Origin of the sequence: Sphingomonas sp. GC_Shp_5 (genome assembly GCF_026540855.1) — a bacterium.
Lineage (GTDB): Bacteria > Pseudomonadota > Alphaproteobacteria > Sphingomonadales > Sphingomonadaceae > Sphingomonas.
Genome location: NZ_JALNUP010000010.1, coordinates 1 through 25,117, shown reverse-complemented (window position 1 = coordinate 25,117; position 25,117 = coordinate 1). Strand labels below are relative to the sequence as shown.

The following is a 25,117-nucleotide window of genomic DNA, read 5'->3' as shown; positions in this document are numbered from 1 at the left end:
TTATCCAGTAATTAGAGGGATCAGCCCTCGGCCGAGACGATCTCGCGGCCGTTGTAATGGCCACAGGCGTTGCACAGGTTATGCGGACGCTTCAGCTCGCCGCAGTTCGGGCATTCCTGGAACGACGCCACGGTGAGCGAATCATGGCCACGACGCATGCCGCGCTTGGAGGGCGAAGTTTTTCTCTTAGGGACGGCCATTTCGGCACCTTGTTCTTGAAGCGAATCTGAAAGATCCGATAGGCCCGGAGGGACGCCACGGCAACCGGCATGGAGCCGATTGCGCGGGGCGCGGCTTAACCGCCGGGCGCATCGCGAAGCGGGGGCCTATAGCGATTTCTCGGTGGGTTGCAAGCTTGCCGGAGCCGCTGCGGCTCCCGTCATCCCAGCGAAAGCTGGGATCTTTTACCGCAAGCGTGTCTCGCCGTGGCGAGAGACCCAGCTTTCTCCGGGGTGACGGTAGGCTGAAGGGTGAGCCCCTGTTTATTCTGCCAGCGCCCGATCGCTAACGAACATGTTGTTGCGCCGCTCGTGCGCAAACGTGCTCGGCTGGCCATGGCCAGGAATGAAGGCGGTGTCGTCACCGAGCGGCCACAGCTTCTCGACGATGGTCTTGAGCAGCTGCTGGTGGTTGCCGCCCGGCAGGTCCGATCGCCCGACCGATCCCTGGAACAACACGTCGCCGACCTGCGCGAACTTGGAGGGGGCGTGATGGAAGATGACATGGCCCTGGGTGTGGCCAGGAGTCTCGTAGACATCGAGCACCAGATCGCCGACCGTCACCGTGTCGCCCTCCACCAGCCAGCGGTCGGGCTCGAACACCACGCCACGAATGCCATAGGCGGCGCCATCGTCGTCGAGCCGGGCCAGCCAGAAGCGATCCGCCTCGTTGGGTCCCTCGATCGGCACGCCGAGCTCGTCGGCGAGTGGCTTGGCCTCGCCGGCATGATCGATATGGCCGTGAGTGAGGAGGATCTTCTCCACCGTGACCCCGGCCTGGGCGATCGCGGCCTTGATCCGCGGCAGATCGCCGCCCGGATCGATCACCGCCGCCTTCATCGTCGCGGTGCACCAGATCAGCGTGCAGTTCTGCTGGATCGCGGTCACCGGCACGATCGCGGCACGCAAGGGGGGCGCGGCACGTAAGGGAGGATTGTCCATGGCTTGGGGAATAGGCGGCGCGTAGCCGGGGGGCAACTCGCCGCTTGCGCCGCGGCGTCACCGGCGTGCATCTGTCGGGCATGTTTAACGCGCCGTTCGTATTGTTGGACGATGCCCGCGGCGCGGGCGATGGCTCCCCCGCGCCGGGGCGGCTGTATCGCAATCCCATCCGCATCGTCACCGCGCATGCGCCGCAACAGGTCCGCCCCGCGCTCGCCGCGCTGCGCGCCGCCCAGCAGGCGGGCCTGCATGCAGCGGGCTACCTCGCGTATGAGGCCGGCTCGGCGCTGATGCCGCGCGCCATCGACACGGCTGCGAGCAGCGAGCCGTTGCTGTGGTTCGGGCTGTTCGACGATTATCAGCTGCTCGATGCCGCCACGCTGACGGCGCTGCTGCCCGATCCGGCCGGCGCGCGTGCGCTGCCGCCGCGCGGCATCGCCGACCGCGAGGCATACGACCGCGCCTTTGCCCAGGTGATCGAGCTGATCCGCGCCGGCGATATCTACCAGGCCAACCTGACCATGCGCACCGAGGTCGCCTTCCTCGGCGATCCGCTGGCGCTCTATGCGCGGCTGCGGCGCGAGGCGGCGGCGGGCTATGGCGCGGTGGTGGCGACCGGCGAGACGACCTTGCTGTCGCTGTCGCCCGAGCTGTTCTTTGCGCTCGACGGCGACCAGCTGACCTGCCGGCCGATGAAGGGCACCGCCACCCGCGGCGACACGCCGGATGCCGATGCCGTCAAGGCGGCAGCGCTCCGCGACGACGCCAAGCAGCAGGCGGAAAATCTGATGATCGTCGATCTGATGCGCAACGATCTGGCGCGCATCGCCGTCCCCGGCAGCGTCGCGGTGCCGGCGCTGTTCACCGTCGAGACCTATCCCACCGTCCACCAGCTGACCTCCACCGTCACCGCGACGCTTAGCCCCGGCCGCGACGCGGTCGACGCGCTCGAGGCGCTGTTCCCCTGCGGCTCGATCACCGGCGCTCCGAAGCAGCGCGCCGCCGAGGTGATCGCCGCGGTCGAGACCTCGGCTCGCGACGCCTATACCGGCGCGATCGGCCGGATCAGTCCGGGCGGCGCGGTGTTCAACGTCGCGATCCGCACCCTCGCGATCCGCGGCGATGACCAGCATGCGACCCTCGGGCTCGGCTCGGGGGTGGTCGCCGACAGCCGGGTCGACGACGAGTGGCACGAATGCGTCGCCAAGGGTGCGTTCGTCACCGCCGGGCAGCGCCGGCTGGACCTGATCGAGACCATGGCGTTCGACCCTGTCGAGGGCCTGCCGTTGCTCGAGCGCCACCTCGCGCGGATGAAGGCAAGCGCCGCGGCGCTGGGCTTTGCCTTCGATCGCCACGCGGCGCGCAACGACCTTCAGGCCGCGACCTTTCGCCTGCGCCGGCCCTGCCGTCTCCGCCTGCTGCTGGCGGCGAGCGGTGCGGTTGCGATCGAGGTGGCGCCGGCGCCGCCTGCCCCCGTCGCGCCGTTTGCGGTCGCGGTGGTGCCGCTGCCGGTTGCGCCGCGCGACTTCCGCCTTGCCCACAAGACCAGCGACCGCGGCTTCTACGATGCGGCGCGGCGCGCGGCGGGCACCGACGAAGTGGTGTTCGAGCATGACGGCCGGCTCACCGAAGGCAGCTTCACCTCGCTGTTCGTCGAGCGGGACGGCGTGCTGGTGACGCCGCCGCTACGGCATGGGCTGCTGCCGGGCGTGCTTCGCGCCGAGCTGCTCGCGACCGGCCGGGCGCGGGAGGGCGAGCTGTCGCGCGCCGACCTTGCCGGGAGCTTTTTCGTCGGGAATGCGTTGCGCGGGTTGATTCCCGCGCGTCTCGCAGTTGCGGAATAAGCGCTGGCGGGTCTATAGGCCCGCCCGCTTACACAGCTAAGGCTCTTTCCCATGCACGCTTCCGCCGCCCTCGGGCGCATCAGCCCGTCGCCCACGCTCGCGATCACGAGCCGCGTGCTGGAACTGAAGCGGGCGGGCGTCGACGTGATCGGCCTCGGCGCCGGCGAGCCGGATTTCGACACCCCCGATTTCGTCAAGGACGCCGCGATCCAGGCGATCCGCGACGGCAAGACCAAATATACCAATGTCGATGGCATTCCCGAGCTGAAGGCGGCGATCGTCGCCAAGTTCGCGCGCGACAACGGCCTCACCTACACGCCCGATCAGGTCAGCGTGAACGTTGGCGGCAAGCACACGCTGTTCAACGCGCTGGTCGCGACGGTGGAGCCGGGCGACGAGGTGATCGTGCCCGCGCCTTATTGGGTGTCCTACCCCGATATCGTCCAGTTCTGCGGCGGCGTGCCGGTATTCGTCGCTGCCGGCGCCGACCAGGGCTATAAGATCACGCCCGAGCAGCTCGAGGCGGCGATCACCCCGCGCACCAAGTGGCTGGTGCTCAATTCGCCGTCCAACCCCACCGGCGCCGCTTATTCAGCGGCCGAGCTCAAGGCGCTGGGCGAGGTGCTGCTGCGCCACCCGCACGTCTGGGTGATGGCCGACGACATGTACGAGCATATCGTCTACGGCGACTTCCGGTTCGCGACGATCGCGCAGGTCGTGCCCGAGCTCTTCGAGCGCACGCTGACGGTGAACGGCTGCTCCAAGGCCTATGCGATGACCGGCTGGCGGATCGGCTATGCCGCCGGCGCGTCGTGGCTGATCAAGGCGATGGCCAAGCTCCAGTCGCAGTCCACCTCCAACCCCTGCTCGATCGCGCAGGCGGCGGCGACCGCGGCGCTCAACGGCGACCAGTCGTTCCTCGCCGAGCGCAACGCCGCCTTCCAGGGCCGCCGCGACCTCGTCGTGTCGATGCTCAACGCGATCCCCGGCATGACCTGCCCGACGCCCGAAGGCGCCTTCTACGTCTATCCGTCCTTTCCTGAGCTGATCGGCAAGACCACGCCATCGGGCAAGCTGATCGACAGCGACGAGGCGATGGTCGGCTATCTGCTCGACGACGCCAAGGTCGCGGTGGTGCAGGGCGCGGCATTCGGCCTCTCGCCGGCGTTCCGGATCAGCTACGCGACCTCGGACGATATCCTCCGCGAGGCCTGCACCCGCATCCAGGCGGCCTGCGCCGCGCTCACCTAAGCCGGGGATGAACGGCCCGCCCAGCCGGGGTTCATCAACACGTCACTAGCAGCATGGTAGGGGCACGGATGATACCGGCTCCCCGCCGTTCGTCAGTCGCCAACGAGATCCGAAGGCCCGATCATGGTCAACCTCCTCAAGTCCAGCTTCCTGGTACAGTTCGCCGGCGGGTTCGCCGTCGGCGCGATCGCCTTGCTGGCGTGCCACCCAGGCGTGCTCGACCGCCATCATGCCGCACCGGTCGCCGCCGCAGTCACGGCGGCGCCGCTCGCGCGCTGACGTCTTGGCCCGGGCAGGGGTGATCCCCATATGGGTGTCATGAGCAAATTCCCCCTCGCGATCGCCGCCCTGGTCGGCGGCGCCGCCCTGTTCACCTCCTTTGGCGCGGCGCAGGCCGAGCGCGCGGTGCCGCTGCCGGTCGCGCGCGCCGACGTGGCCGCGACCCCCGGCGTGCAGACCGCGGTGTTCGCCGGCGGCTGCTTCTGGGGCATGGAGGCGGTATTCGAGCGGGTGAAGGGCGTGCGCGCCGTGACCGCGGGCTATGCCGGCGGCAGCCGCGACACCGCAACCTATGATCAGGTCTCCACCGAGACCACCGGCCATGCCGAGGCGATCAAGGTCGCGTTCGATCCACGCCAGGTGAGCTATGCGACGCTGCTGCGCGTCTATTTCTCGATCGCCCATGATCCGACGTCGCTGAACCACCAGGGGCCGGACAGCGGCCCGAGCTATCGCTCGGCAATCTTCCCGCAGGATCCGCGCCAAGCGGCGGTGGCCAAGGCCTATATCGCCCAGCTCGGCGCCGCGCACAGCTTCCCGCGCCCGATCGTCACCCGCATCGAGCAGGGCGGCTTCTACCCGGCCGAGGCGTATCACCAGCAGTTCTTCGACCGCAACCCGACCCACCCCTATATCGTCCATTGGGACAAGCCCAAGGTCGCGGCGTTCAAGGCCGGCTTCCCGACCCTCGCGCGCTAGCCACCCGCCGTCGCGGCGCGCGGTGGCCGATCAGGCGGCGATCGGAAACCGCAGCAGCCGCTGCTCCACCGGCACCAGCGCCTCGGCACCGCGGCCGGTGGCGCGGACGATCTCGGGGTGGTCGACATCGAGGCCCCCGGTCAGCGAACCGAATGCCGGCAGGATCAGCTTGGTCCCGGTGCCGACGAAACAGCGCCGCGACACCAATTTGCCGCGCACCCGCAGCCGCAGCTTGGGGTGGAAATGGCCGGAGAGCTCGGGCCGGGTCTCCGCCGGCATCGCCTCGTGGCGCAGCACCAGCCCATCGACCACCGCCTCGTCCACCACCTCGCCGCCGCAGCGGTCGAGGATCGCGGGATCGTGGTTGCCGGTGATCCAGGTCCAGCGGGTGGCCTCGGTCAACGCGCGCAGCATCTCCTGCGCGCGCGCCGGCAGCCGCTCGCAACCGGCGCTGTCATGAAAACTGTCGCCGAGGCACCAGGTTTCGGTCGCGCCGGTGGCGGCGACCAAGGCGGTGAGATCGGCCAGCGTCGCGATCGAATCATAGGGCGGCAGCATCTGGCCGCGGCTCGCGAACCAGCTCGCCTTTTCGAAATGGAGGTCGGCGACCAGCAAGGCCCGTCGCGCCGGCCAGAACAGCGCGCCCTGGGGCAGGGCATACAGATCGTGACCGCCGAACGAAAAGGGAACCATGCCGCCGCCATGCCGCCGTCACGCGCCCCGATCAAGCCGCAAATCAGCGACTTGTGCAGCGCAATAGGTAAGGGCTTGCGCCCTGCCGCAGTAAGCGTAAAGCGCCCCGTCCTCTGCCGGGGGGCCAGTTCTTTGTCGAAGCCCAGTTCTTTGTCCAAACGACGTCCCTTCAAGGATTAGACGCGCGCATGTCGCTCGCAGTGGAACCCAGCGATCATCATCAGCCGCATCCCGCGCTGATCGGCCTCACCATTGGCGCGATCGGCGTGGTGTTCGGCGATATCGGCACCAGCCCGCTTTACGCCTTTCGCGAAGCACTCGGGCAGTCGGCAGGCGACGGCATCGATCCGTCGGAGATCCTCGGCGTGCTCAGCCTGGCGCTGTGGACGCTGACGCTGATCGTCACCGTCAAATACGTGCTGTTCCTGATGCGCGCCGACAATCACGGCGAGGGCGGGGTGCTCGCGCTCGCGGCGCTGGCCCGGCGCGCGCTCGGCCGCCGCTCGACGATCGCGCTGGTGCTCGGCGCCGCGGGGGCGTCGCTCTTCTATGGCGACGCGATCATCACCCCGGCCTTGTCGGTGCTGTCGGCGATGGAGGGGCTGCGCACCATCCCGAGCGCGGCGCATGTGTTCAACGAAAGCAGCATCCGCGCGCTCACCATCGTCATCCTGATCGCGCTGTTCTTCATGCAGCGCCGCGGCACGGCGAGCATGGCGGCGCTGTTCGGCCCGGTGTGCATCGTCTGGTTCCTGACCATCGGCGGCCTTGGCTTGTGGCATATCGCCGACGAGCCCTCGATCTTCCGGGTGCTGCTGCCGATCTACGGCATCGAGTTCCTCGCCAGCCACGGCGTCACCGGCCTGTTCGTGCTCGGCGCGGTATTCCTCACCGTCACCGGCGCCGAGGCGCTGACCGCCGACATGGGCCATTTCGGCCGGCTGCCGATCCGCATCGGCTGGTTCGCGCTCGCCTTTCCCGCGCTGATGCTCAACTATCTTGGCCAGGGTGCCTTCGCGCTCGCCCGGCTCGAGGAAGCCGCGCGCGCGGGCAAGCCGTTCGTCAACCAGGACTGGTTCTTCCTGATGGCGCCCGAATCGTTCCGCGGGCCGCTGATCGTGCTCGCCGGCCTCGCCACCGTGATCGCCAGCCAGGCGGTGATCACCGGCGCCTTCTCGCTCACCCAGCAAGCGGTGCAGCTCGGCCTGCTGCCGCGGATGCGCATCCGCCAGACCTCGGCCGCCTTCGCCGGGCAGATCTATCTGCCCGCGATCAACTGGCTGCTGCTGATCGGCGTGCTGGTGCTGATCATCGAGTTCAAGACCTCGTCGGCGATGGCCGCCGCCTACGGCATCGCCGTCACCGGTACGATGGTGGTGACGACGCTGCTCGGCTACATCGTCGCGCGCCACGTCTGGCACTGGCCGCGCGCGCTGGCGCTGGCCGCGATCCTGCCGTTCCTGGTGCTCGACCTGATCTTCTTCGGCGCCAACATCCTGCGCGTGATCGAGGGCGGCTGGGTGCCGCTGCTGATCGCCGCCGGGATCGGCCTGCTGATCTCCACCTGGGTGCGTGGCAAGGGCATCGTCCGCACCTTCGAGCAGCGCCAGAGCATCCCGCTCGCCGATCTCGCCGCGGCGCTCGCCAAGCGCCCGCCCGAGCGGGTGGAGGGCACCGCGGTGTTCCTCACCGGCAACCCCGATGACGCGCCGGGCGCGCTGCTCCACAACCTCAAGCACAACAAGGTGCTCCACGCCCACAATCTGGTCGCGACGATCCGCATCAAGGATCGCCCGGTGGTGGACGCCGCGCACCGCGCCACCGTGCAGCGGCTGGACGACAATTTCACCTCGGTGGTGCTGAGCTACGGCTTCATGGAAACGCCCGACGTGCCGCACGACCTCGGCGTCGGCGGCAAGGCCGAGAGCCTGGGGCTCGATCCGATGAAGACCTCCTTCTTCATCGGCCGCAACACGCTGAAGCCCGATGCGGATGTCGGCATGCCGCTGTGGCAGGATCGGATCTTCATGTTCATGCAGCGCAACGCCAGCGACCCCACCGACTTCCTGCGCATCCCGCCCGGCAAGGTGGTCGAGCTCGGCGAACAGGTCGCCGTCTAGCGCGGGACGCGTCGTTCAATCGATCCGCATCGCCTCTGCCGCCAGCGCTTCCGCCTCGATCAGTAGCGCATCGTCGGCCGAGCCGGTCGCCACCTTCTCGCGGCCGATCAGCGTCAGCACCGGCACCGCGAGCGGCGTCACCCGGTCGAGATCGACATGGAGCATCGTCTCGGCGGAGCGGTCGAGCAGACCCGCGAGGCGCCCGACATCGGTCATCCGCGCCCGCGCATCGTCCCATGCCGCCTGGAGCAGCAGATGGGTCGGCTCGTACTTGCGCAGCACGTCGTAGATGAGATCGGTCGAGAAGGTCACCTGGCGCCCGGTCTTGCGCTTGCCGGGGTGCTGGCGCTCGACAAGCCCGCCGATCACCGCGACCTCGCGAAACGCGCGTTTAAGCAGGTGCGATTGCTGGACCCAGTCGACGAACTCATGCTCAAGGATGTCGGCGCTGAACAGTGAGGCGGGATCGGTGACCTTCTCGATCGAATAGGTCGCGATCGCATAGTCGTTGGCGACGAAGCCCAGCGGTTTGAGCCCCTGCGCTTCCATCCGTCGGGTGATCAGCATGCCGAGCGACTGATGCGCGTTCCAGCCCTCGAAGCTGTAGGCGACCATGTAGTGGCGCCCCTCGCGCGGGAAGGTCTCGACCAGCAGCTGGCCGGGCCGCGGCAGCGCCGAGCGCAGCCGCTGGAACTCGAGCCATTCGCGCACGTCGTCGGGGAAGCGCGCCCATTCGCCGGGCGAATCGAGAAAGCCGCGGACGCGATCGGCAAGGCTGGTCGACAACGGCATCCGCGAGCCGCCATAGGTCGGGATCCGCGCCGGCCTGGACGAGGCGCGTACCACCAGATCCTCGGTGTCGATTCGCTCCACTTCGCAGGAGATGCCAGCGAAGAAAAAGGTGTCGCCGGGGGTGAGGCTCGCGGCAAAGCCTTCCTCCACCTTGCCGAGGCTGCGGCCGTTCTTGAAGCGCACGGTGAGCATCGTCGCCTCGACGATGATCCCGGCATTGAGCCGGTGCTGGACCACGAACTGCGGGTGGCTGACCCGCCACAATCCATCGGCGTCCTGGGTCAGCCGCTTGAACCGGTCATAGGCCTTGAGGCTGTAGCCGCCGTCGCGGATGAAGCCGAGCACGCGCTCGAACGTCGCGTCGTCGAGCGCCGAATATGGCAGCGCGCTGCGGATCTCGTCGAGCAAGCCGGCCTGTTCGAACGGCGCCGCGCAGGCGCAGGCCATGACATGCTGCGCGAGCACGTCGAGCGTACCGGGGCGGAAGATGTCGGGATCGAGCTCGCCCGCCTCGACCGCGTCGAGCGCGGCGCGCGCTTCGAGATATTCGAAGCGGTTGCCCGGCACCAGGATCGCCTCGCTCGATTCCTCCAGCCTGTGGTTGGAGCGGCCGATCCGCTGGAGCAGGCGGCTCGAGCCCTTGGGCGCGCCCATCTGGATCACGCAATCGACATCGCCCCAGTCGACGCCAAGATCGAGGCTGGCGGTCGCGACCAGCGCGCGCAGCCGCCCGGCCGCCATCGCGCCTTCCACCTTGCGCCGCGCCTCCAGGCTGAGGCTGCCGTGATGGACGCCGATCGGCAGGCTCATCGCATTGACCTTCCAAAGATCCTGGAAGATCAGCTCGGCGAGGCTGCGGGTGTTGCAGAAGATGATCGAGGTCTTGTGGGTCTCGATCTCGGCCATCACCTGCTCGGCGGCATAACGCCCCGAATGGCCCGACCAGGGCACGCGTCCCTCGGGCAGCAGGATCGCGATGTCCGGATCGGCGCCGGCCTCGCCCTGCACCAAGCTGACCGTGTCGATGTCGCCATCGGGCGCCAGCCAGGCACGATAGCCGTCGGCATCCGCCACCGTCGCCGACAAGGCCACCCGGCGCAGGCCCGGGCTGATCCGCTGCAGCCGCGCCATGCACAAGGAGAGCAGGTCGCCGCGCTTGCCGGTGGCGAAGGCATGGACCTCGTCGACGACGATCGTGCGCAGCCCTTCGAACATGGTGAAGCTGTCGGGATAGCTCAGCAGCAGCGACAGTGATTCGGGCGTGGTCAGCAGGATCTGCGGCGGCTTGACCCGCTGGCGCGCCTTGCGATCGGACGGGGTGTCGCCGGTGCGGGTCTCGACCCGGATCACGCCGTCCAGCCCCATTTCGTCGAGCGGGGTGACGAGGTTACGCTGGATGTCCACCGCCAGCGCCTTGAGCGGCGAGACGTAGAGCGTGTGGAGCCCTTGCGTAGGCGTCTCGATCAGCTCGGCGAGGCTCGGCAGAAAGCCCGACAGCGTCTTGCCGGCACCCGTGGTCGCGACGAGCAGCGCATGCCGCCCGGCGCGGCCCTGCTCGAGCATCGCGAGCTGGTGCCGCCGCGGCTGCCAGCCGCGCTGCGCGAACCAATCGGCAAGGGGGGCGGGGAGAGCGGTCAGGCGCCGGCGCTCCTGCGCCGCTGCGCTTGCAGCGGCACGGAGCAAAGGCGCCGAGGAATGGAACAAGCCGTCATCTCACCCATATAGGTATCATGGCGAAGCTCGGCGACTGGGTCGAACCCCACCCTCACGGCATTTACGTGCGTCCCGCAGATGCCTGGATCGATCCGTCCGAGCCGGTCGCGCGCGCCCTGGTGACGCACGGCCATGCCGATCACGCCCGCGGCGGCCATCAGGCGGTGTGGGCGACGCCGGACACGCTGGCCATCATGGACGCGCGCTACGGCGAGCAGGCCGGCCATCCGGTCGCCTATGGCGAGACGATCCGGATGGGGCCCGAGGGCAGCGGCGGCGTCGATGTCGGCTTCGTCCCCGCCGGCCATGTGCTCGGCTCCGCGCAGATCGTGCTCGACCATCGCGGCGAGCGCGTCGTCGTCTCGGGCGATTACAAGCGCCGCGCCGATCCTACCTGCACGCCCTTTCAGCCGGTCAAATGCGACGTGTTCGTCACCGAGGCGACCTTTGCGCTGCCGGTGTTCCGCCACCCCGACACCGGCGACGAGATCGACAAGCTCATCGAGCGCCTCCACGCCAACCCCGATCGTTGCGTGCTGGTCGGCGCCTATGCGCTCGGCAAGGCGCAGCGGGTGATCGCCGAGCTGCGCGCCCGCGGCCACCACGCGCCGATCTTCCTCCACGGCGCGCTGCAGCGATTGTGCGACCTCTATGCCGAGCTCGGCGTGCCGCTTGGCGAGCTGCGGCTGGTCGCCGACGCCAAGAAGGCGGAGATGGCTGGCCATGTTGTGATGTGCCCGCCCGGCGCGCTTAACGATCGCTGGTCGCGGCGGCTGCCCGATCCGATCACGGCGATGGCGAGCGGCTGGATGCGGGTCCGCCAGCGTGCCCGGCAGAAGAATGTCGAGCTGCCGCTGATCCTGTCCGATCACGCCGATTGGGACGAATTGATCGATACGCTGACCGAAATCGCGCCGCGCGAGGTGTGGGTGACGCACGGCCGTGAAGACGCGCTGGTCCATTGGTGCATGACCCGCCAGATCAAGGCGCGCGCCTTGGCGCTGGTTGGGTTCGAAGACGAAGACGATTAATGTCGCCGAAACAGTTGGTTGCAGGCCACGGCGAAACATTTATGCGGTCGAACGCATCATTTACCTGACATGGCAGTAGCACTAACGCATGTTAGGCGTTATTATCTGTATAATCCACGAGGGAGTCGCCGTGAGCCAGTTCGTTGATATCCAGCGTGCAGATGTTCGGCAGAGGCGCTTCAGGCGTTCGTGCCGCGTCGACGTTGGCGTCGATGTCGGATCGGCTCGGTGAGCGAACCGATGGCAACGGCGGCCCATCAGCATGTCTGCGCCCTCCTCGGCGAGGCGCTGCGGTTGCTTGACGCCGAAGATCAGTTGCTGGCTGCGATCCACGTCAGCCAGGCGATGGAATATCTCGGCTGCCGGATCAGCGACCCGGAAGCGACAGGCGTGGCGCGAGCATGACCTCCGCCTGAGCCAGCCAGGCAGCGATACCGGCCCGGCCCGTGGCAGTCAGGTGAAGCATGGTGACGCGGCGATCGCTGGCATTGCCGCTGCTGGAGACGAGGCCGCGATCGGCGAGCAGCTTAATCCAGCGAAGCGCGGTGGTCCGCGGCACGCTCGCTGCGCCGCAGCAGGCGTTGGTGGTCACGCCAGCGCCGTCCAGCCCCTCGGCGAACAGGTACAGCATGATGTCGAGCCCCGGATCGGCGAACAGCGCGGGATCGAAACCGTCGCCCAGCGCGCGGCGGGCGGCGATGATGCCGCGCGCGAGCGCGGCCAGCACGAGATCGTCGTCGTCGCCATCGTTCTTGCCGGCCTTGCCGCGCGCCGGGCCGCGCCGATCGGCCGCGCCGATGCCGGTCGCGTCATGCTGGGCATGGCCGCTCCAGGCGTCCGCATGCTCCTCGCGCGCGATCCGCCATGCTGCTGTGGTGCCGTCCATGGTCATCTCACTCTTCCTCGGCTGCCGCTGAAATACCCCCGTAAAACCCGAAAGCAAGCGCGGCGGCACCCACCGCTACCGCGCGAGGGTCGAACGCGTGGCGTTGCCTGACAACGTCGGCGGTCACGCAGCGGCATCCTCGGCGCTATAACGCGCCAGCCGGTCGTTCAGGCGCACCGCCATGTCTTCCAGCGTCACCGCCGCCAGCCGCCGCTCGATCGGCCCGGTCGCGCGCAGCAGCTCGGCCACCGCGAGCTGCGTCTGGGTGACGCGATCCACCGCCTGCAGGCTGTGCATGTGGCGCCGCAGCGTCTCGGGATGGGCGGCGAGATCGTAGGCGAGCTCGGAGAGCAGATGGGTAAGGTCCACCAGCTCGTCCGCCAGCGCCCGCGCGAGAGCAGGATCCAGCATCACTTGCTGCACAGCTTGAGGATGCTGCGCCCGAGCTGGTCGCCGGGCACCGGCTGCGAAACCATGCGGCGGCCGAGCACGAAGCCGTCCGCGCGCTTCTCGGCCGGTACCAGGCCGTAGCCGCCGGCCGCCTGCAACGCCTTGATTCCGGCGTCGCCATCCTCGCCGTCGGCGCCGAGCAGCACGCCCACCGCTTCGCCGCCAGCCGCCTTGGCGACCGAGGCGAACAGGATCGAGATTGATGGCCGCTCGCCCGCCACCGGATCGCGGCTAAGCATCTTGAGCCGGCCGTTCGGCCAGCCATCGACCACCACATGGCTGTCGCCCGGCGGCGCGAGATAGATCGTGCCCTGCTCGAGCTCCATGCCGTCGGCGGCGAGCACGACCTTTGGGGCGACCTGCTCGCCGAGCTTGGCGATCAGCGTCTCGGCCAAGCCGGGGCCGAGATGCTGCACCACCACCGTCGGCGGGCAGTTGGCGGGAAATTGCGCGAATAGCGCGAACATCGCCTGGGTGCTCGACGCTTCGCCGCCGACTGCGAGCAGGCGCCCGTTCCAGTCGAGTGCGGACGTGGCGCCGGTGGCGGCAGGCTTGGCCTCGCCCGGCGCGTGTACCACCATGCCCTTGGCCGCCTTGATCCGCTTGCCGAGCTTGGCGAGGATCTTGTCGAACTCGGCGGCGACCGCGACCTTGGGCTTGGGGAAACAATCGATCGCGCCCAGCCGCAGCGCCTCCACCGAGGCTTCGGCGCCGGCTTCGGTGCGGGTGGAGAACATGATCACCGGCATCGGCCGCTTGGCCATCACCTCGGCGAGGTATTCGAGACCGCTCATGCCGGGCATTTCGACATCGAGCGTGATCACGTCGGGGCGGAGCTGCTCGGTCATCGAGCGCGCCTCGTCGGCACCATCGGCGGATCCGACCACCACGACATTAGGAATTCGCTCGAGCGCGCCGGACAATAAAGCGCGCATCGTCAATGAGTCGTCGACCACGAGAACCTTGGTAGGGGCAACCATTGGTACGTCCTTCTGGCGGGCCGGATCAGGCCGCTTCGGCGAGAGAGGGGGAGGAGGGGGCGAGCGCGATGGTGTCGATCAGCCGCTCCAGCGCCAGCACCAGGATCAGGCGCTGGTCGATGGTGGCGAGGCCCTCGAGGAAGTTGGCGGCGGCATTGTCGCCGATGTCGGGAAGCGGCTGCATGCCGTCGTCGGGCACGGTGACGATGTCGTTGACCGCGTCGACGATCAGCCCCTGGAGCTGGTCGCCGATCCGCACCACGATGATCACGTGGCGCGCGCTGGGGCTGGTCAGCCCCCAGCCGAGGCGGTGGCTGAGATCGAGCACCGGCAGCACCACACCGCGCAGGTTGACGACGCCGCGGACGTGCGCGGGCACGTTGGGCAGCGGCGTCGCGGGCGACCAGGCGCGGATCTCGCGGATCGCCATGATGTCGACGCCGAGGATCTGGTCGCCGATCTGGAAGGTGATGAGCTGGCGGGACATGGGATGATCCTCAGTGCAGCACGCGGCGGATCGCCGCCGCGAGCTTGTCGGGGTGGAAGGGTTTGACGATCCAGCCGGTGGCGCCGGCGGCGCGCGCGCGTTGCTTCTTTTCGTCGGAGCTTTCGGTGGTCAGCACCAGGATCGGCAGCGCGCGGTTGTCGGGGTTGGCGCGCAGCCGCTCGATCAGGCCGAAGCCGTCGAGGTTGGGCATGTTGATGTCGGTGATCAGCAGGTCGGGCAAGCCGCCGTCCAGCCGCTCCAGCGCCTGCTGGCCGTCCTCCGCCTCGGTGACGTCATAGCCAAGGTCGGTCAACGCGACGCGCAGCAGCATCCGCATGCTTGGGGAATCGTCAACGGTCATGATCGTGGCTTGCAACGGCAGCTCCTGGGGAAGGCGGGTCATCAGAAGAACTCCACATCGCCGACGGCGGCGACGGGGATGGGCAGGGGCGGCATGCGGCGCTCGGGCACGCGCTCGGCAGCGGTGCGGCAGCGCGCGAGGCCGAGGGTGGGGCGGAATTCCACCCGTCGCGAGGCGGTGCCGCCGACATCCTCGCCGACCAGCGTGATCCGCTCGTCGCGCAGGAAGCGCCGCGCGAACAGCGCATTGGTCGCACCGATGTCGCGGAAGCCGTCGCGCAACGCCGCGCCGCCGTAGATCCGCGCCTTGAGGTTGGAGCGGACGGCGCCCATCGCCAGCATGGCGTTGATCAGCACCTCCATCGCATAGACGCCATAGCGTTGCAGCGAGGCGGTATCGGTGTCGCCGGCGCCCGGCTCGGCAAGCAGGAAATGGTTGATGCCGCCGACCTGGCCGATCGGATCGTAGAGGCAGGCGGCGATGCAGCTGCCGAGCAGCGTGGTGAGCACCACGCCGGGGTCGTCCGAGACGCGGGTCTCGCCCTGGATGATGTTGATCCGCGTCAGCCCGTCGCGGGTCGGCATCGCGATCATGCCCGGCACTCCTGGAGCAGTCGCGGCGCGATCCGCGGCAGCGACAGCTGGACGGTGACGGCGCCGATCTGGTGCGCCGCCTGCGGCATGCCATAGACCACGCAGCTGTCCTCATCCTGGCCGATCGTCATCGCGCCGGTCTCGCGCATCGCCAGCAGCCCGGCGGCGCCATCGGCGCCCATGCCGGTGAGGATCGCGCCGACCGCGGGCGCACCGACGCTGCGCGCGACCGACTGGAACAGCCGGTCGACCGAGGGGCGATGCCCGCTCATCTTGTCATCCGCGACCAGCCGGCAGCGCCGCAGCGTGCCGCCGGTGACCTCGAGATGGTAGGTGCCGCCCGGCGCGATATAGACCTGGCCGGCTTTGAGCGGCGCGCCCGAATAGGCTTCGCTCACCGTCGGTGCCGACAATCGGTCGAGCCGCGCCGCGAAGGTCGGCACATAGGGCGCGGGCATGTGCTGGACGATCACCGTCGGCGGGCAGTTGGCGGGGAAGCCGGCGAGCAGCTCGATCAGCGTCTCGACGCCGCCGGTCGACGAGCCGATCGCGATCAGCGCATCGGCGCGCGGGCTGTAGTCGGCCGGGCCGCGCGACGGCGCCAGCGTCCGCGCGCGGGCACGACTTCGCGCCGCCGCCTTGACCATCCGCGACAGGCCCTCGGCCACCTCTGCGCCAAACGCGGCGCCGGGCCTCTCGCAACAGTCGAACGCGCCCAGTTCAAGCGCGCGGATCGTCGCCTCGGCGCCGCGGCCGGTGAGGGTCGACAGCATCACCACCGGCATCGGCCGCAGCCGCATGATCTTGTCGAGGAAATCGAGCCCGTTCATCCCCGGCATCTCGACGTCGAGGGTGATCACGTCGGGGTTGAGCGCCTTGATCATCTCGCGCGCGGCGTGCGGGCCGTCGGCGGTGCCGACGACCTCGATCTCGGCGTCCTGGCTGAGCACATGGCTCACCATCGCGCGCATCGACGCGGAATCGTCCACCACCAGGGTGCGTACCGTCATGCCGCCACCTTGCGGAACGAGGTGCGGCCGACGCAGTCGAACTGCGGCGCCACCGAGGCGGCGAGCCGCTCGCTATGGCCGATGTAGAGCATGCCGCCGGGGACTAGCTGGTCGGCGAGCCGCGCCTGCAGCCGCTCCTTGGTCGCCTCGTCGAAATAGATCATCACGTTGCGGCAGAAGATCGCGTCGAACGGCCGGCGCATCGGCCAGCTCTCGAGCAGGTTGAGCTTGCGCAGCGCGACGACCTCGCGGACCAGCGGTTGCACCTCCGCCTTATCGCCGGCGCGGCGCAGCCAGGTCGTGCGCAGCGGCGCGGGAACGGTCTTGACTGCGTCGAGCGCGTAGCGGCCGGCATGGGCGGCGGCGAGGATCTCGGTGGAAAGATCGGTGCCGAGCACGCGCAGGTCGGTACGCGCGAGCCGCTGGCCGTTGCCGAGCGACGCGCCGAACATCGCCATCAGCAGCGAATAGGGTTCCTCGCCGCTCGAGCAGGCCGCCGACCAGATCCGCACCCGGCCGCCGTTGCCGAGCCGCTGCTCGAGCGCCGGCCATTCCTGCTTGATGAAATGATCATAATGATGCGCTTCGCGGAAGAAGCTGGTGTGGTTGGTGGTGAGCGCGTCGAGCGCGAGGGTGCGCTCGTCGCCGTCATGCTCGATCAGCGCGACATAATCGGCGAAACTGGTCAGCCCGCGGGTCCGCACCCGCGGCGCGAGCCGGCCGTAGACGAGCTGCGCCTTGCCCGGTGGCATCATGATCCCGGCTTCGCGATAGACGAAGGCGGCGATCGCGCGATGATCGGCGGCGTCGAACACGAATTCCATCGGCCGCATCGCCTGGCTGGTCGCGGCGCTCATGCGGCGATGCTCAGCGGCATCGGCAGGCACCCGGCACGCGGATCGCCGCGCCAGCGCGAGATCAGCGCATCGACGTCGAGGATCAGCGCGACGCGGCCGTCGCCGAGGATGGTGGCGCCGGCAAGCCCGGGGATCGCCTGGTAATTGGCCTCCAGGCTCTTCACCACCACCTGGCGCTGGTCCTGGATGCTGTCGACCATCAGCACCGCCTGGCCGGAGTCGGATTCGACCACGATCAGCACCGCCCTGGTCGGGTCGGTCTGTGCGCCGGCGATGCCGAGCTGCTCGGCGACGCGGTGGACGGGCACATATTCGCCGCGCACGTCGAGCAGCGACGCGTTGGGTCCGATCACCTTAACCCCGCCGAGGCTCGGCCGGAGGCTCTCGACGATATGGCCGAGCGGGATCACGAAGGTCTGGTCGCCGACGGTGACGATCATGCCGTCGAGCACCGCGAGCGTCAGCGGCAGGCTGAGCGAGAAGGACGAGCCGGCGCCGAGCACCGACTGGATGCCGATCCGCCCGCCCAGTGCCTGGACGTTCTTGCGCACCACATCCATGCCGACGCCGCGACCCGAGACGTTGGTCACTGCCGCCGCGGTCGAAAAGCCGGGCGCGAAGATGAGGTTGTCGATCTCCTCGTCGGTGAGGATCGCATCGACGGCGATGATGCCGCGCTCCACCGCCTTGGCGCGCACCCGCGCACGATCGATGCCGCGGCCGTCGTCGGCCACGGTGATGACGATCCGCCCCGAATGATGCGCCGCGGAGAGGCGGACGACGCCCTCGGCGGGCTTGCCGATCGCGACCCGCTCGTCGGGCGTCTCCAGGCCATGGTCGACGGCGTTACGGATGAGGTGAGTGAGCGGCTCGCCGATCCGCTCCACCACCGTCTTGTCGACCTCGGTCATCTCGCCCTCGACATCGAGGCGGACGCGCTTGCCGGTCTCGGTCTCGAGCTCGCGGATGATCCGTGGAACGCGGCTGAACACCGTCTTCATCGGCTGGGCGCGGATCGCCATGGTCGATTCCTGCAGCTCGCGGGTGAGGTGCTCGAGATCGGTCAGTTCGGCGATCCCCGCCATCGATTGCTCGGACAATCGCTGCGCGAGCATCGCCTGGGTGATCACCAGCTCGCCGACCAGGTTGACCAGCCGGTCGAGCTTGTCGAGATCGACGCGGATGGTCTGCGCGACCGCGACGGGCGCGGACGGCGCCGGCATGTCGCGCACCGCGACCGGTTCGGCCGCTGGCAGGATATCCTGCACCACCGCCTCCGGGTGCACGACCGGCGGCGCTGGCGCCGCGACCGGCTCGGGCGACAGATCGACCAGCATCTCCTCGTCGGCCGCCTGGGGCTCCGCGCCCTCGCGAGCCACCACCAGCAGCGCGCCGTCGGTGAAATCGAACACTGCGTGAATGTCGTCCTCGGCGACGCCGCCGGGCACCGACACCGTCCAGCTCACGTAAGGCTGTTCGGGATCGAGGTCGCCGAGCAGCGGCAGCACGGACAGGTCGGCGTCGATCACCGCGCCGCCGAGCAGCGCCAACTCGCGCAGCAGCAGCAGCGGCTCGCCGCCATGCTCCAGCGCGCTCGCGCCGGGGCGGAAGCTGACGCGCCATGCCGGCACGACCTCGTCGGCACCCGCATCGGCGTCGAACATGGCGAACAGATCGTCGAAGCCATCGTCGCCAGTCGCCACCGCGGCGACTGGCGACGCGGCGACCGGATCCGTCGCGGCCACCTCGGGCGCGCCCGGCTGTGCCGCCGCGACCAGCCGCGCCAGCATCGCGCCGTCGGCCGGCGCCGCGCCGCCGTCGCGCGCCGCGGCGACATGGTCGGCGAGCAGATCGAAGGCGGCGACGATGGTGCCGAGCAGCTCGGGTGTCAGCGTCAGCGTGCCATTGCGGATCAGGTCGAGCAGCGTCTCGTAATCGTGGGTGAAGGCCTGCAGCCGCTCATGGCCGAAGGCGCCGGCGCCGCCCTTGATCGAATGAACCGCGCGAAAGATGGTGTTGATCGTCTCGGGATCGCCACCGCCCTGGCGGACGATGCCGAAATTGGCCTCCATCGCCGCAAGGCCTTCCTCGCACTCCTGGAAGAAGATCTGCTGGATCTCGTCGAGGTTCATCGGTCATCTCTCGAGCTGACGGGATCGAGCACGACGGCAAGCCCGGCGAGCGTGGCCATTGCCGCCAGCGGCTCGCTGGCATCGGCGAGGTGATAGCCAAGGCCATCGGCCGCCGCGGTGGCGCGGGCGCTGGCCAGCACCTGGAGGCACGCAATGCCCACCCGGGCCACGCCGGCGCCGTCGAGCAGCATAGGCTGGCGGCGCTCGACCAAGCCGAGCAGCGCTGCGCGCAGGGGCCCGGCGGCCGCCGTGTCGAGACTGGTGCCGAGCGGATAGGGATCCGTCATCGCAGGTGCTTTCAGCGCGAGGGCAGGGCTCAGAAGGCCGACCAGTCATTGTCGACCGCCACCGCCACCGCGGGGCTGCGACCGCCGCCGCCGCGCTTGGCGGTGCGGGCGATGCTGCGGCCCGCCTCGGCGGCGCGCTCCTGGAGACGGTGGACCACGCCGCCGCCGCGCGCCGGGCTGCCCGCATCCTCGATTCCGAACCGCGCCACCTGGCGGGCGAGTTCGTCCGCCTCGGCCGACAGCGTCCGCGCCGCGGCGGTCGCCTGCTCCACCATCGCGGCGTTCTGCTGGGTGACGCCGTCCATTTCGCTCACCGCGGTGTTGACCTGCTGGAGGCCATTGGCCTGCTGGTCGGCGGCGGTGGCGATCTGCGAGACGAGCGTGCTGATCTCGCCGAACCGGCCGATGATCCGCTGCAGTGCCTTGCCGGTCTCGCTGACCAGTTCGACGCCGGCGTCCACCTGCTGCGACGAGGCGAGGATCCGCGTCTTGACGTCCTTGGCGGCCTCCGCCGAGCGCTGGGCGAGCGCACGGACTTCGGAGGCGACCACCGCGAAGCCGCGGCCGGCATCGCCAGCACGAGCCGCCTCGACCCCGGCGTTGAGCGCGAGCAGATTGGTCTGGAAGGCGATGCCGTCGATCACCGAGATGATCTCGGAAATCTCCGACGACGAGCGCTCGATCCCGCTCATCGCGTCCACCGCACGGGCGACCACCTGGCCCGATTGCTCGGCCTCGACGCGCGCCTCGGCGACCACCGAATTAGCGCGGTTGGCGCCCGACGCGGTCTGGCGGACGGTGGAGGTGATCTCGTCCATCGCCGCGGCGGTCTCTTCGAGGCTCGCAGCCTGCTGCTCGGTGCGCATCGACAGATCGTCGGACGCACTGCGGATATCGCTGGCGCCGCTGTTGATCCCGGCGGCGGCGTGGCTCACCGCGGTGACGGCATCCATCATCGCGGTCATCGCGCGATTGTAATCGGTGCGCAGATTCTCGAATTCGGCGGGGAAGCCGCCGTCGATGCGGAAGGTGAGGTTGCCCGAGGCGAGCTGGCCGAGCCCCTCGCCAAGCGTCTTGGCCATCAGCCGCTGCGCCTCGACGGTGTTGGCCTCTTCCATGTTGCGGCCGAAGATCGCCATCGCCCGGGTCATCCGGCCGACGCAATCCTTGTAATCGGTATAGTCGATCGGGCTGGCGAGATCGCCGGCGGCGAGCGCCTCCATCCGCACCACCGTGTTGACATAAGGCCGGCAGATGATGCGGCCGGCGATGATCGTCGAGATCACCATCACCGCCACGGTGAGCACCGATACCGTGATGTCGAACAGCGGGCTGCCGCCGATCATGCCGGTTGCGGTCATGGTGACGACGGCGATGCCGATGCCGCCCATGATCAGCTGGATCAGCGTCAGCACCTTGAATTTCAAGCGGATCGGCGCCTGCTTTTCGAACCAGCTGAACATGATTGGACCTCGTTTGTCGCCGGCGGGACCGTCCGCCTCGTGATGTGCGAGGAAAATTGCAGCGGGTTCTTAATGCGGCGTTGAGCAACCAATTCGAGTGTAATCGGCTGTTGCCGGGTGCATCGGCCGCCGCGGAAATCCATGCGTGGCGTCACGATAGCCACTAAATTCGTTGAATCGGGCACGCTGCGCTCGGCGCGAATGAGTCCGAATCGGTCGCCTGCTCAAGGGCCGAAGTTGCACGCCGACCGGCCGGCGCATATCGATCGACGCCGCTGATAAAGGAAGTGGCCGTGACCTGTTACGCATTGGGCGATGTGGCACCGCAGCTCGGCGCCGAGGCGTGGGTGGCGCCCGGCGCGCAGGTGATCGGCCGTGTCACGCTCGGCGCGCGGGCGTCGGTCTGGTTCAACGCGGTGCTGCGCGGCGACAATGATCCGATCACGATCGGCGACGACAGCAATGTCCAGGACGGCGCGGTGATCCACGCCGATCCCGGGGTGCCCGCCACCATCGGCCGCGGCGTCACCATCGGCCATCGCGCGATCGTCCATGGCGCGAGCGTCGGCGACAACAGCCTGATCGGGATGGGGGCGACCCTGCTCAACCGCGCGGTGATCGGCGCCGATTCGATCGTCGGCGCCCATGCGCTGGTGACCGAGGGCAAGACCTTCCCCGCAGGCTCGCTGATCGTCGGCGCGCCGGCCAAATTGGTGCGGCCGCTCACCGACACCGAGATCGCCGGCCTCAGGCTATCCGCGGCGACCTATGTCGCCAATGCCCGGCGCTATGCCGCAGGGTTGCGCGCCCTTTCCTGAGCGGCCTTGATGGCGGCCTACCGCCGCGCCGCCTTGGCGATGAACTTGGCGGTCCGGTCCGGCGCCGTCACCAGGATCATGTGGCCGCCATCGATCAGCTTGAACCGCGCGCCGGGGATGGCGTCCGCGGTGCGTTGGCCGTGCAGCGCCGGATCGAGCACCCGGTCGTCGCGCCCGAACAGGATCGACACGGGCACCGTGATATCCGGGTAGCGCAAGGCGAGCGCCGCCAGCGTCTCATTGGCCTTGCCGAGATCGGCGGCGGCGGCGGCGATGTTGCACGGCCGCTGCGCCAGCAGCCCGCCGCCGCGGATCGCGAAATCGGCCGGCGCCGCCTCGGGGGCGAACGCGGCGTCGAGCATGTGCGGCGCGGCGACGCGGCTCAGCGGCGTGCCGATCGTCTGCGCCATGGCGTGGCGCACCGGCACCGGTAGCGCCGCCAATCCCCTGAACACCGCGGGGACATGACCCACCACCTGGGTCAGCGGCGCCAGCAGCGCGAGCCCGCGCACCAGCTCGGGCCGTTCCAGCGCCAGCGCCAGCGACACCGCGCCGCCGAACGAATGGCCGACCATCAGCGGTTGCTTCAGCCCCAGCGTCTCGATCAGCGCGGCGATGATCAGCCCTTGCTCGACGATCCCCGGCACGCCCGGCCCGAGCACGCGCGAATAGCCCGAGCCCGGGCGATCGACCACTACCAGCCGGTGATCGGGCGCGAGCCGCTCGACCAGCGCATAGGCGAAGTTGCGCGATTGGCCGCCGAGGCCGTGGACCATGACGATCGCTGGCCTGGTGTCGCCCGGCTTGCCGGTGTCGACCACGTGCAGCCGCGCGCCCGGCACTTCGATGAAAGCGCCGTCGGGCGGCACCAGCCGCTCCGCCTCGCGCGCCACCTGATCGGCGTAGAAGGCGAGCCCCATGCCCGAGGCCGCGGTCAGCGCCGCGCCGCCGAGCAGCGAGGCGACCGAGCGCATGTCCATGGCGCCAAGGCCGATCCTCTCCCGCGCGGCATCATCGATCGGGTCCGGGCGGTCGTCCAAGTCGGCTTCCTCAAGTTGCGGCATCGTCGTGGTCGGTTCCGTGCAAGTTCGCCCGGTGCAAGCGCGGCACGCGCCTTTCGGTTGCATAACAGGATTTGGTCGACCGCTTCATTAATGATGCCCGGCATAGTTCTGCGACAATTGTGCGCTAGAGGCCGCGCAGAAGTTCGGGAGTAGGCATGCGTTACGTGGCGGCGATGATGGTGGCGGCGAGCTGGCCGGCGATGGCGCAGGCGCAACAGGCCGCGGCCCCGGTGCCTGCCGCCGCGCCTGCGACCAAGGCGGCGGCCGCGGCCCAGGCGCAGGATCAGGGTGACGAACCCGACATCATCGTCCGCGGCAGCCGCAACCTGCCGGGCTCGGTGGTCGGCGACATCCCACCCGAGGAACAGCTCGGGCCGGCGGACATCCGCAGCTATGGCGTCAGCTCGGTGTCGGACCTGCTCACCGAGCTTGCGCCGCAGACCACCAGCGGCGTCGGCGGCCCGCCGGTGGTGCTGCTCAACGGCAAGCGCATCTCGGGTTTCCAGGAGATCCGCGACATCCCCACCGAGGCGATCGCGCGCGTCGACATCCTGCCCGAGGAAGTCGCGCTCAAATACGGTTATCGCGCCGATCAGCGCGTGGTGAACATCGTGCTGCGCCGCCGCTTCCATTCCACCACCGTCGAGCTCGCCGATCGCGCCGCTACCGATGGCGGCCGCAACATCCCCCAGGCCGATGTCGATCTGCTGACGATCCAGCAGGGCAAGCGCTTCAACCTCCACACCAAATATACCCAAAGCTCGACGCTCACCGAATCGGAGCGCAACATCGCCGCGGGGAGCGACGACAGCACGGGCGATACCAGCGGCTTTGACCAGCGCCCGTATCGCACGCTGCTGCCGTTCAGCCAGACGCTCAACACCAACGCGGTCTTTGCCCGCCCGATCGGCAACGTGTCGGCGACGGTCAATGCCGAGATCGAATCGAGCAACAGCGTCGGCCTGTTCGGCCTGCCGCGGGTGGCGCTCACCGTGCCGACCGACAATCCCTTCGCCGCCGATGTCGGCGCCACCAGCCTCACCCGCGTGCTCGACGGCGGCGATTTCGCCCCGCTTGCGCAGCGCAACTCGGCCCTGTCCGCGCATCTCGGCACCACGCTCAACGGCAGCATCGGCACCGGCTGGCAATGGACGGTGACCGGCACCTACGATCGCGTCCACAGCGAAACCTTCACCGAGACCGGGGTCGACGCCACCGCCTTCCAGGCGCGGCTCAATGCCAACGATCCCACCGCCGACCCGCTCGGCCCGGTGACCGCCTCGGATTTTGCCGCGAGCCCCGCCACCCGCGCTTACTCCACCTCGAGCACCGGCAGCGCCACCGCCTTGGTCAACGGCAGCCTGTTCTCGTTGCCCGCTGGCCCGGTGTCGACCGCGCTGCGGATCGAGGCCGATACCAGCGATTTCGACAGCAGCTCCTATCGTGCCGGCGTGGTCGGGGCGGGGCAGGTCAGCCGCGATTCGATCGGCGGCCGCGTCAATCTCGACGTGCCGCTCACCAGCCGCAGCAAGAACGTGCTGCCCTGGCTCGGCAACCTCTCGGTCAACGTCAACGCCGAGGCCCAGCAACTCTCCGACTTCGGCACGCTGACCACGATCGGCTATGGGATCAACTGGGCGCCGATCACCGCGATCCGCCTGATCGGCTCGATCAGCGATGCCGACGAGGCGCCGACCGCGGCGCAGCTCGGCAATCCGAACATCAGCACGCCCAATGTGCGCGTGTTCGATTATGTCACCGGCACCACCGCGACGGTGACCACGCTCGCCGGCGGCAACGCCGATCTTGTTGCCGACAACCGCCATGTCGCCAAGCTCGGGCTGACGCTCAAGCCGTGGAGCGGCAAGGACATCAATTTCACCGCCAATTACACCAACACCCACACCGACAACCCGATTGCGTCTTTCCCGGCAGCAACGGCGGCGATCGAAGCGGCCTTCCCCGATCGCTTCACCCGCGATGCCGATGGCACGCTGATCCGGCTCGATACCCGGCCGATCAACTTCGCGCGGTCGGAAAGCTCGTCGCTGCGCTGGGGGATCAACTTCTCGGCGCCGATCAAGTCCAAGATCCAGAAGGAACTGGAGGCGTTTCGCAACGGCACCGGGCCCAACCCATTTGCGGGG

Annotated in this window: 25 protein-coding genes; 9 read left to right on the top strand and 16 right to left on the bottom strand. The window is 68.9% G+C overall.

Going from position 1 to position 25,117, the window contains the following annotated elements:
• Positions 1-20 precede the first annotated feature (20 nt).
• Both rpmF and OXR60_RS09680 read right to left on the bottom strand, forming a co-directional pair.
• Positions 21-200 (bottom strand): 50S ribosomal protein L32, encoded by a 180-nt coding sequence (gene rpmF / locus OXR60_RS09685; protein ID WP_267395677.1) that lies wholly within the window; start codon positions 198-200, stop codon positions 21-23.
• 282 nt (positions 201-482) lie between these two features.
• The gene (locus OXR60_RS09680) at positions 483-1,160 is read right to left on the bottom strand and encodes an MBL fold metallo-hydrolase (RefSeq protein ID WP_276046498.1); all 678 of its coding nucleotides are present in this window, start codon (positions 1,158-1,160) and stop codon (positions 483-485) included.
• Between the two features lie 80 nt (positions 1,161-1,240).
• On the opposite strand from OXR60_RS09680, the gene pabB reads away from it, so the two are divergent.
• The 4 genes from pabB (at position 1,241) to msrA (ending at position 5,233) form a co-directional block, all read left to right on the top strand.
• On the top strand, positions 1,241-3,004 hold the full coding sequence (gene pabB / locus OXR60_RS09675; protein ID WP_267395790.1) for an aminodeoxychorismate synthase component I: 1,764 nt from the start codon (positions 1,241-1,243) through the stop codon (positions 3,002-3,004).
• A 51-nt stretch (positions 3,005-3,055) separates the two neighbouring features.
• Positions 3,056-4,255 (top strand): pyridoxal phosphate-dependent aminotransferase, encoded by a 1,200-nt coding sequence (locus tag OXR60_RS09670; RefSeq protein ID WP_267395676.1) that lies wholly within the window; start codon positions 3,056-3,058, stop codon positions 4,253-4,255.
• Between the two features lie 123 nt (positions 4,256-4,378).
• Positions 4,379-4,534 (top strand): hypothetical protein, encoded by a 156-nt coding sequence (locus tag OXR60_RS09665; protein WP_267395675.1) that lies wholly within the window; start codon positions 4,379-4,381, stop codon positions 4,532-4,534.
• A 39-nt stretch (positions 4,535-4,573) separates the two neighbouring features.
• Positions 4,574-5,233 carry a peptide-methionine (S)-S-oxide reductase MsrA gene (msrA, locus tag OXR60_RS09660; protein WP_267395674.1) on the top strand — a complete coding sequence of 220 codons (660 nt, stop codon included), beginning with the start codon at positions 4,574-4,576 and terminating at the stop codon, positions 5,231-5,233.
• 30 nt (positions 5,234-5,263) lie between these two features.
• Here msrA and pdeM read toward each other — a convergent pair whose 3' ends face one another.
• Positions 5,264-5,926 (bottom strand): ligase-associated DNA damage response endonuclease PdeM, encoded by a 663-nt coding sequence (gene pdeM / locus OXR60_RS09655; protein ID WP_267395673.1) that lies wholly within the window; start codon positions 5,924-5,926, stop codon positions 5,264-5,266.
• Between the two features lie 188 nt (positions 5,927-6,114).
• Here pdeM and OXR60_RS09650 point away from each other — a divergent pair, with 188 nt between their 5' ends.
• On the top strand, positions 6,115-8,046 hold the full coding sequence (locus tag OXR60_RS09650) for a potassium transporter Kup (protein ID WP_267395671.1): 1,932 nt from the start codon (positions 6,115-6,117) through the stop codon (positions 8,044-8,046).
• Between the two features lie 15 nt (positions 8,047-8,061).
• On the opposite strand, the gene OXR60_RS09645 is transcribed toward OXR60_RS09650, so the two are convergent.
• The gene (locus tag OXR60_RS09645; RefSeq protein WP_267395789.1) at positions 8,062-10,476 is read right to left on the bottom strand and encodes a ligase-associated DNA damage response DEXH box helicase; all 2,415 of its coding nucleotides are present in this window, start codon (positions 10,474-10,476) and stop codon (positions 8,062-8,064) included.
• A 92-nt stretch (positions 10,477-10,568) separates the two neighbouring features.
• On the opposite strand from OXR60_RS09645, the gene OXR60_RS09640 reads away from it, so the two are divergent.
• Positions 10,569-11,582 carry a ligase-associated DNA damage response exonuclease gene (locus tag OXR60_RS09640; RefSeq protein WP_267395669.1) on the top strand — a complete coding sequence of 338 codons (1,014 nt, stop codon included), beginning with the start codon at positions 10,569-10,571 and terminating at the stop codon, positions 11,580-11,582.
• A gap of 228 nt (positions 11,583-11,810) precedes the next feature.
• Positions 11,811-11,987, top strand: coding sequence for a hypothetical protein (locus OXR60_RS09635; protein WP_267395668.1), 177 nt, complete (start codon positions 11,811-11,813; stop codon positions 11,985-11,987).
• Here OXR60_RS09635 and OXR60_RS09630 read toward each other — a convergent pair.
• From OXR60_RS09630 to OXR60_RS09580, 11 genes are all read right to left on the bottom strand, one after another.
• Positions 11,950-12,474: a MarR family winged helix-turn-helix transcriptional regulator gene (locus OXR60_RS09630; RefSeq protein WP_267395667.1), complete on the bottom strand. Its 525-nt coding sequence runs from the start codon at positions 12,472-12,474 to the stop codon at positions 11,950-11,952. The two genes, OXR60_RS09635 and OXR60_RS09630, sit on opposite strands and share 38 nt — an antisense overlap.
• A gap of 117 nt (positions 12,475-12,591) precedes the next feature.
• Positions 12,592-12,879, bottom strand: coding sequence for a hypothetical protein (locus tag OXR60_RS09625; RefSeq protein ID WP_267395666.1), 288 nt, complete (start codon positions 12,877-12,879; stop codon positions 12,592-12,594).
• Entirely contained in the window at positions 12,879-13,898 is a 1,020-nt protein-coding gene (locus OXR60_RS09620) for a chemotaxis protein CheB (RefSeq protein ID WP_267395665.1), read from the bottom strand. Before OXR60_RS09620 ends, OXR60_RS09625 begins: the two co-directional genes overlap by 1 nt.
• A 25-nt stretch (positions 13,899-13,923) precedes the next feature.
• Positions 13,924-14,385 carry a chemotaxis protein CheW gene (locus OXR60_RS09615; RefSeq protein ID WP_267395664.1) on the bottom strand — a complete coding sequence of 154 codons (462 nt, stop codon included), beginning with the start codon at positions 14,383-14,385 and terminating at the stop codon, positions 13,924-13,926.
• Between the two features lie 10 nt (positions 14,386-14,395).
• Positions 14,396-14,761, bottom strand: coding sequence for a response regulator (locus OXR60_RS09610; RefSeq protein WP_267395788.1), 366 nt, complete (start codon positions 14,759-14,761; stop codon positions 14,396-14,398).
• Positions 14,762-14,787: 26 nt separating this feature from the next.
• Entirely contained in the window at positions 14,788-15,339 is a 552-nt protein-coding gene (locus OXR60_RS09605; protein ID WP_267395663.1) for a chemotaxis protein CheD, read from the bottom strand.
• Complete coding sequence (locus OXR60_RS09600; RefSeq protein WP_267395662.1) at positions 15,336-16,349, bottom strand: chemotaxis response regulator protein-glutamate methylesterase; 1,014 nt, start codon at positions 16,347-16,349, stop codon at positions 15,336-15,338. Before OXR60_RS09600 ends, OXR60_RS09605 begins: the two co-directional genes overlap by 4 nt.
• The gene (locus OXR60_RS09595; RefSeq protein WP_267395661.1) at positions 16,346-17,206 is read right to left on the bottom strand and encodes a CheR family methyltransferase; all 861 of its coding nucleotides are present in this window, start codon (positions 17,204-17,206) and stop codon (positions 16,346-16,348) included. The genes OXR60_RS09600 and OXR60_RS09595 overlap by 4 nt, the downstream gene beginning before the upstream one ends.
• Positions 17,203-19,338 carry a chemotaxis protein CheA gene (locus tag OXR60_RS09590; RefSeq protein WP_267395660.1) on the bottom strand — a complete coding sequence of 712 codons (2,136 nt, stop codon included), beginning with the start codon at positions 19,336-19,338 and terminating at the stop codon, positions 17,203-17,205. Before OXR60_RS09590 ends, OXR60_RS09595 begins: the two co-directional genes overlap by 4 nt.
• Positions 19,335-19,625, bottom strand: a complete 291-nt coding sequence (locus OXR60_RS09585) for an STAS domain-containing protein (protein WP_267395659.1) — start codon at positions 19,623-19,625, stop codon at positions 19,335-19,337. Before OXR60_RS09585 ends, OXR60_RS09590 begins: the two co-directional genes overlap by 4 nt.
• 29 nt (positions 19,626-19,654) lie before the next feature.
• Positions 19,655-21,088, bottom strand: coding sequence for a methyl-accepting chemotaxis protein (locus OXR60_RS09580; protein ID WP_267395658.1), 1,434 nt, complete (start codon positions 21,086-21,088; stop codon positions 19,655-19,657).
• Positions 21,089-21,375: 287 nt separating this feature from the next.
• Here OXR60_RS09580 and OXR60_RS09575 point away from each other — a divergent pair, with 287 nt between their 5' ends.
• A complete protein-coding gene (locus OXR60_RS09575; protein ID WP_267395657.1) occupies positions 21,376-21,906 on the top strand; it encodes a gamma carbonic anhydrase family protein in 531 nt (176 codons plus the stop codon).
• Positions 21,907-21,923: 17 nt separating this feature from the next.
• Here OXR60_RS09575 and OXR60_RS09570 read toward each other — a convergent pair whose 3' ends face one another.
• The gene (locus OXR60_RS09570) at positions 21,924-22,946 is read right to left on the bottom strand and encodes an alpha/beta hydrolase (protein ID WP_267395656.1); all 1,023 of its coding nucleotides are present in this window, start codon (positions 22,944-22,946) and stop codon (positions 21,924-21,926) included.
• Positions 22,947-23,125: 179 nt separating this feature from the next.
• Between OXR60_RS09570 and OXR60_RS09565 the strand changes: the two genes are divergently transcribed.
• Positions 23,126-25,117 (top strand): TonB-dependent receptor (locus OXR60_RS09565; protein ID WP_267395655.1); only part of this gene is annotated, 1,992 nt, incomplete at its 3' end.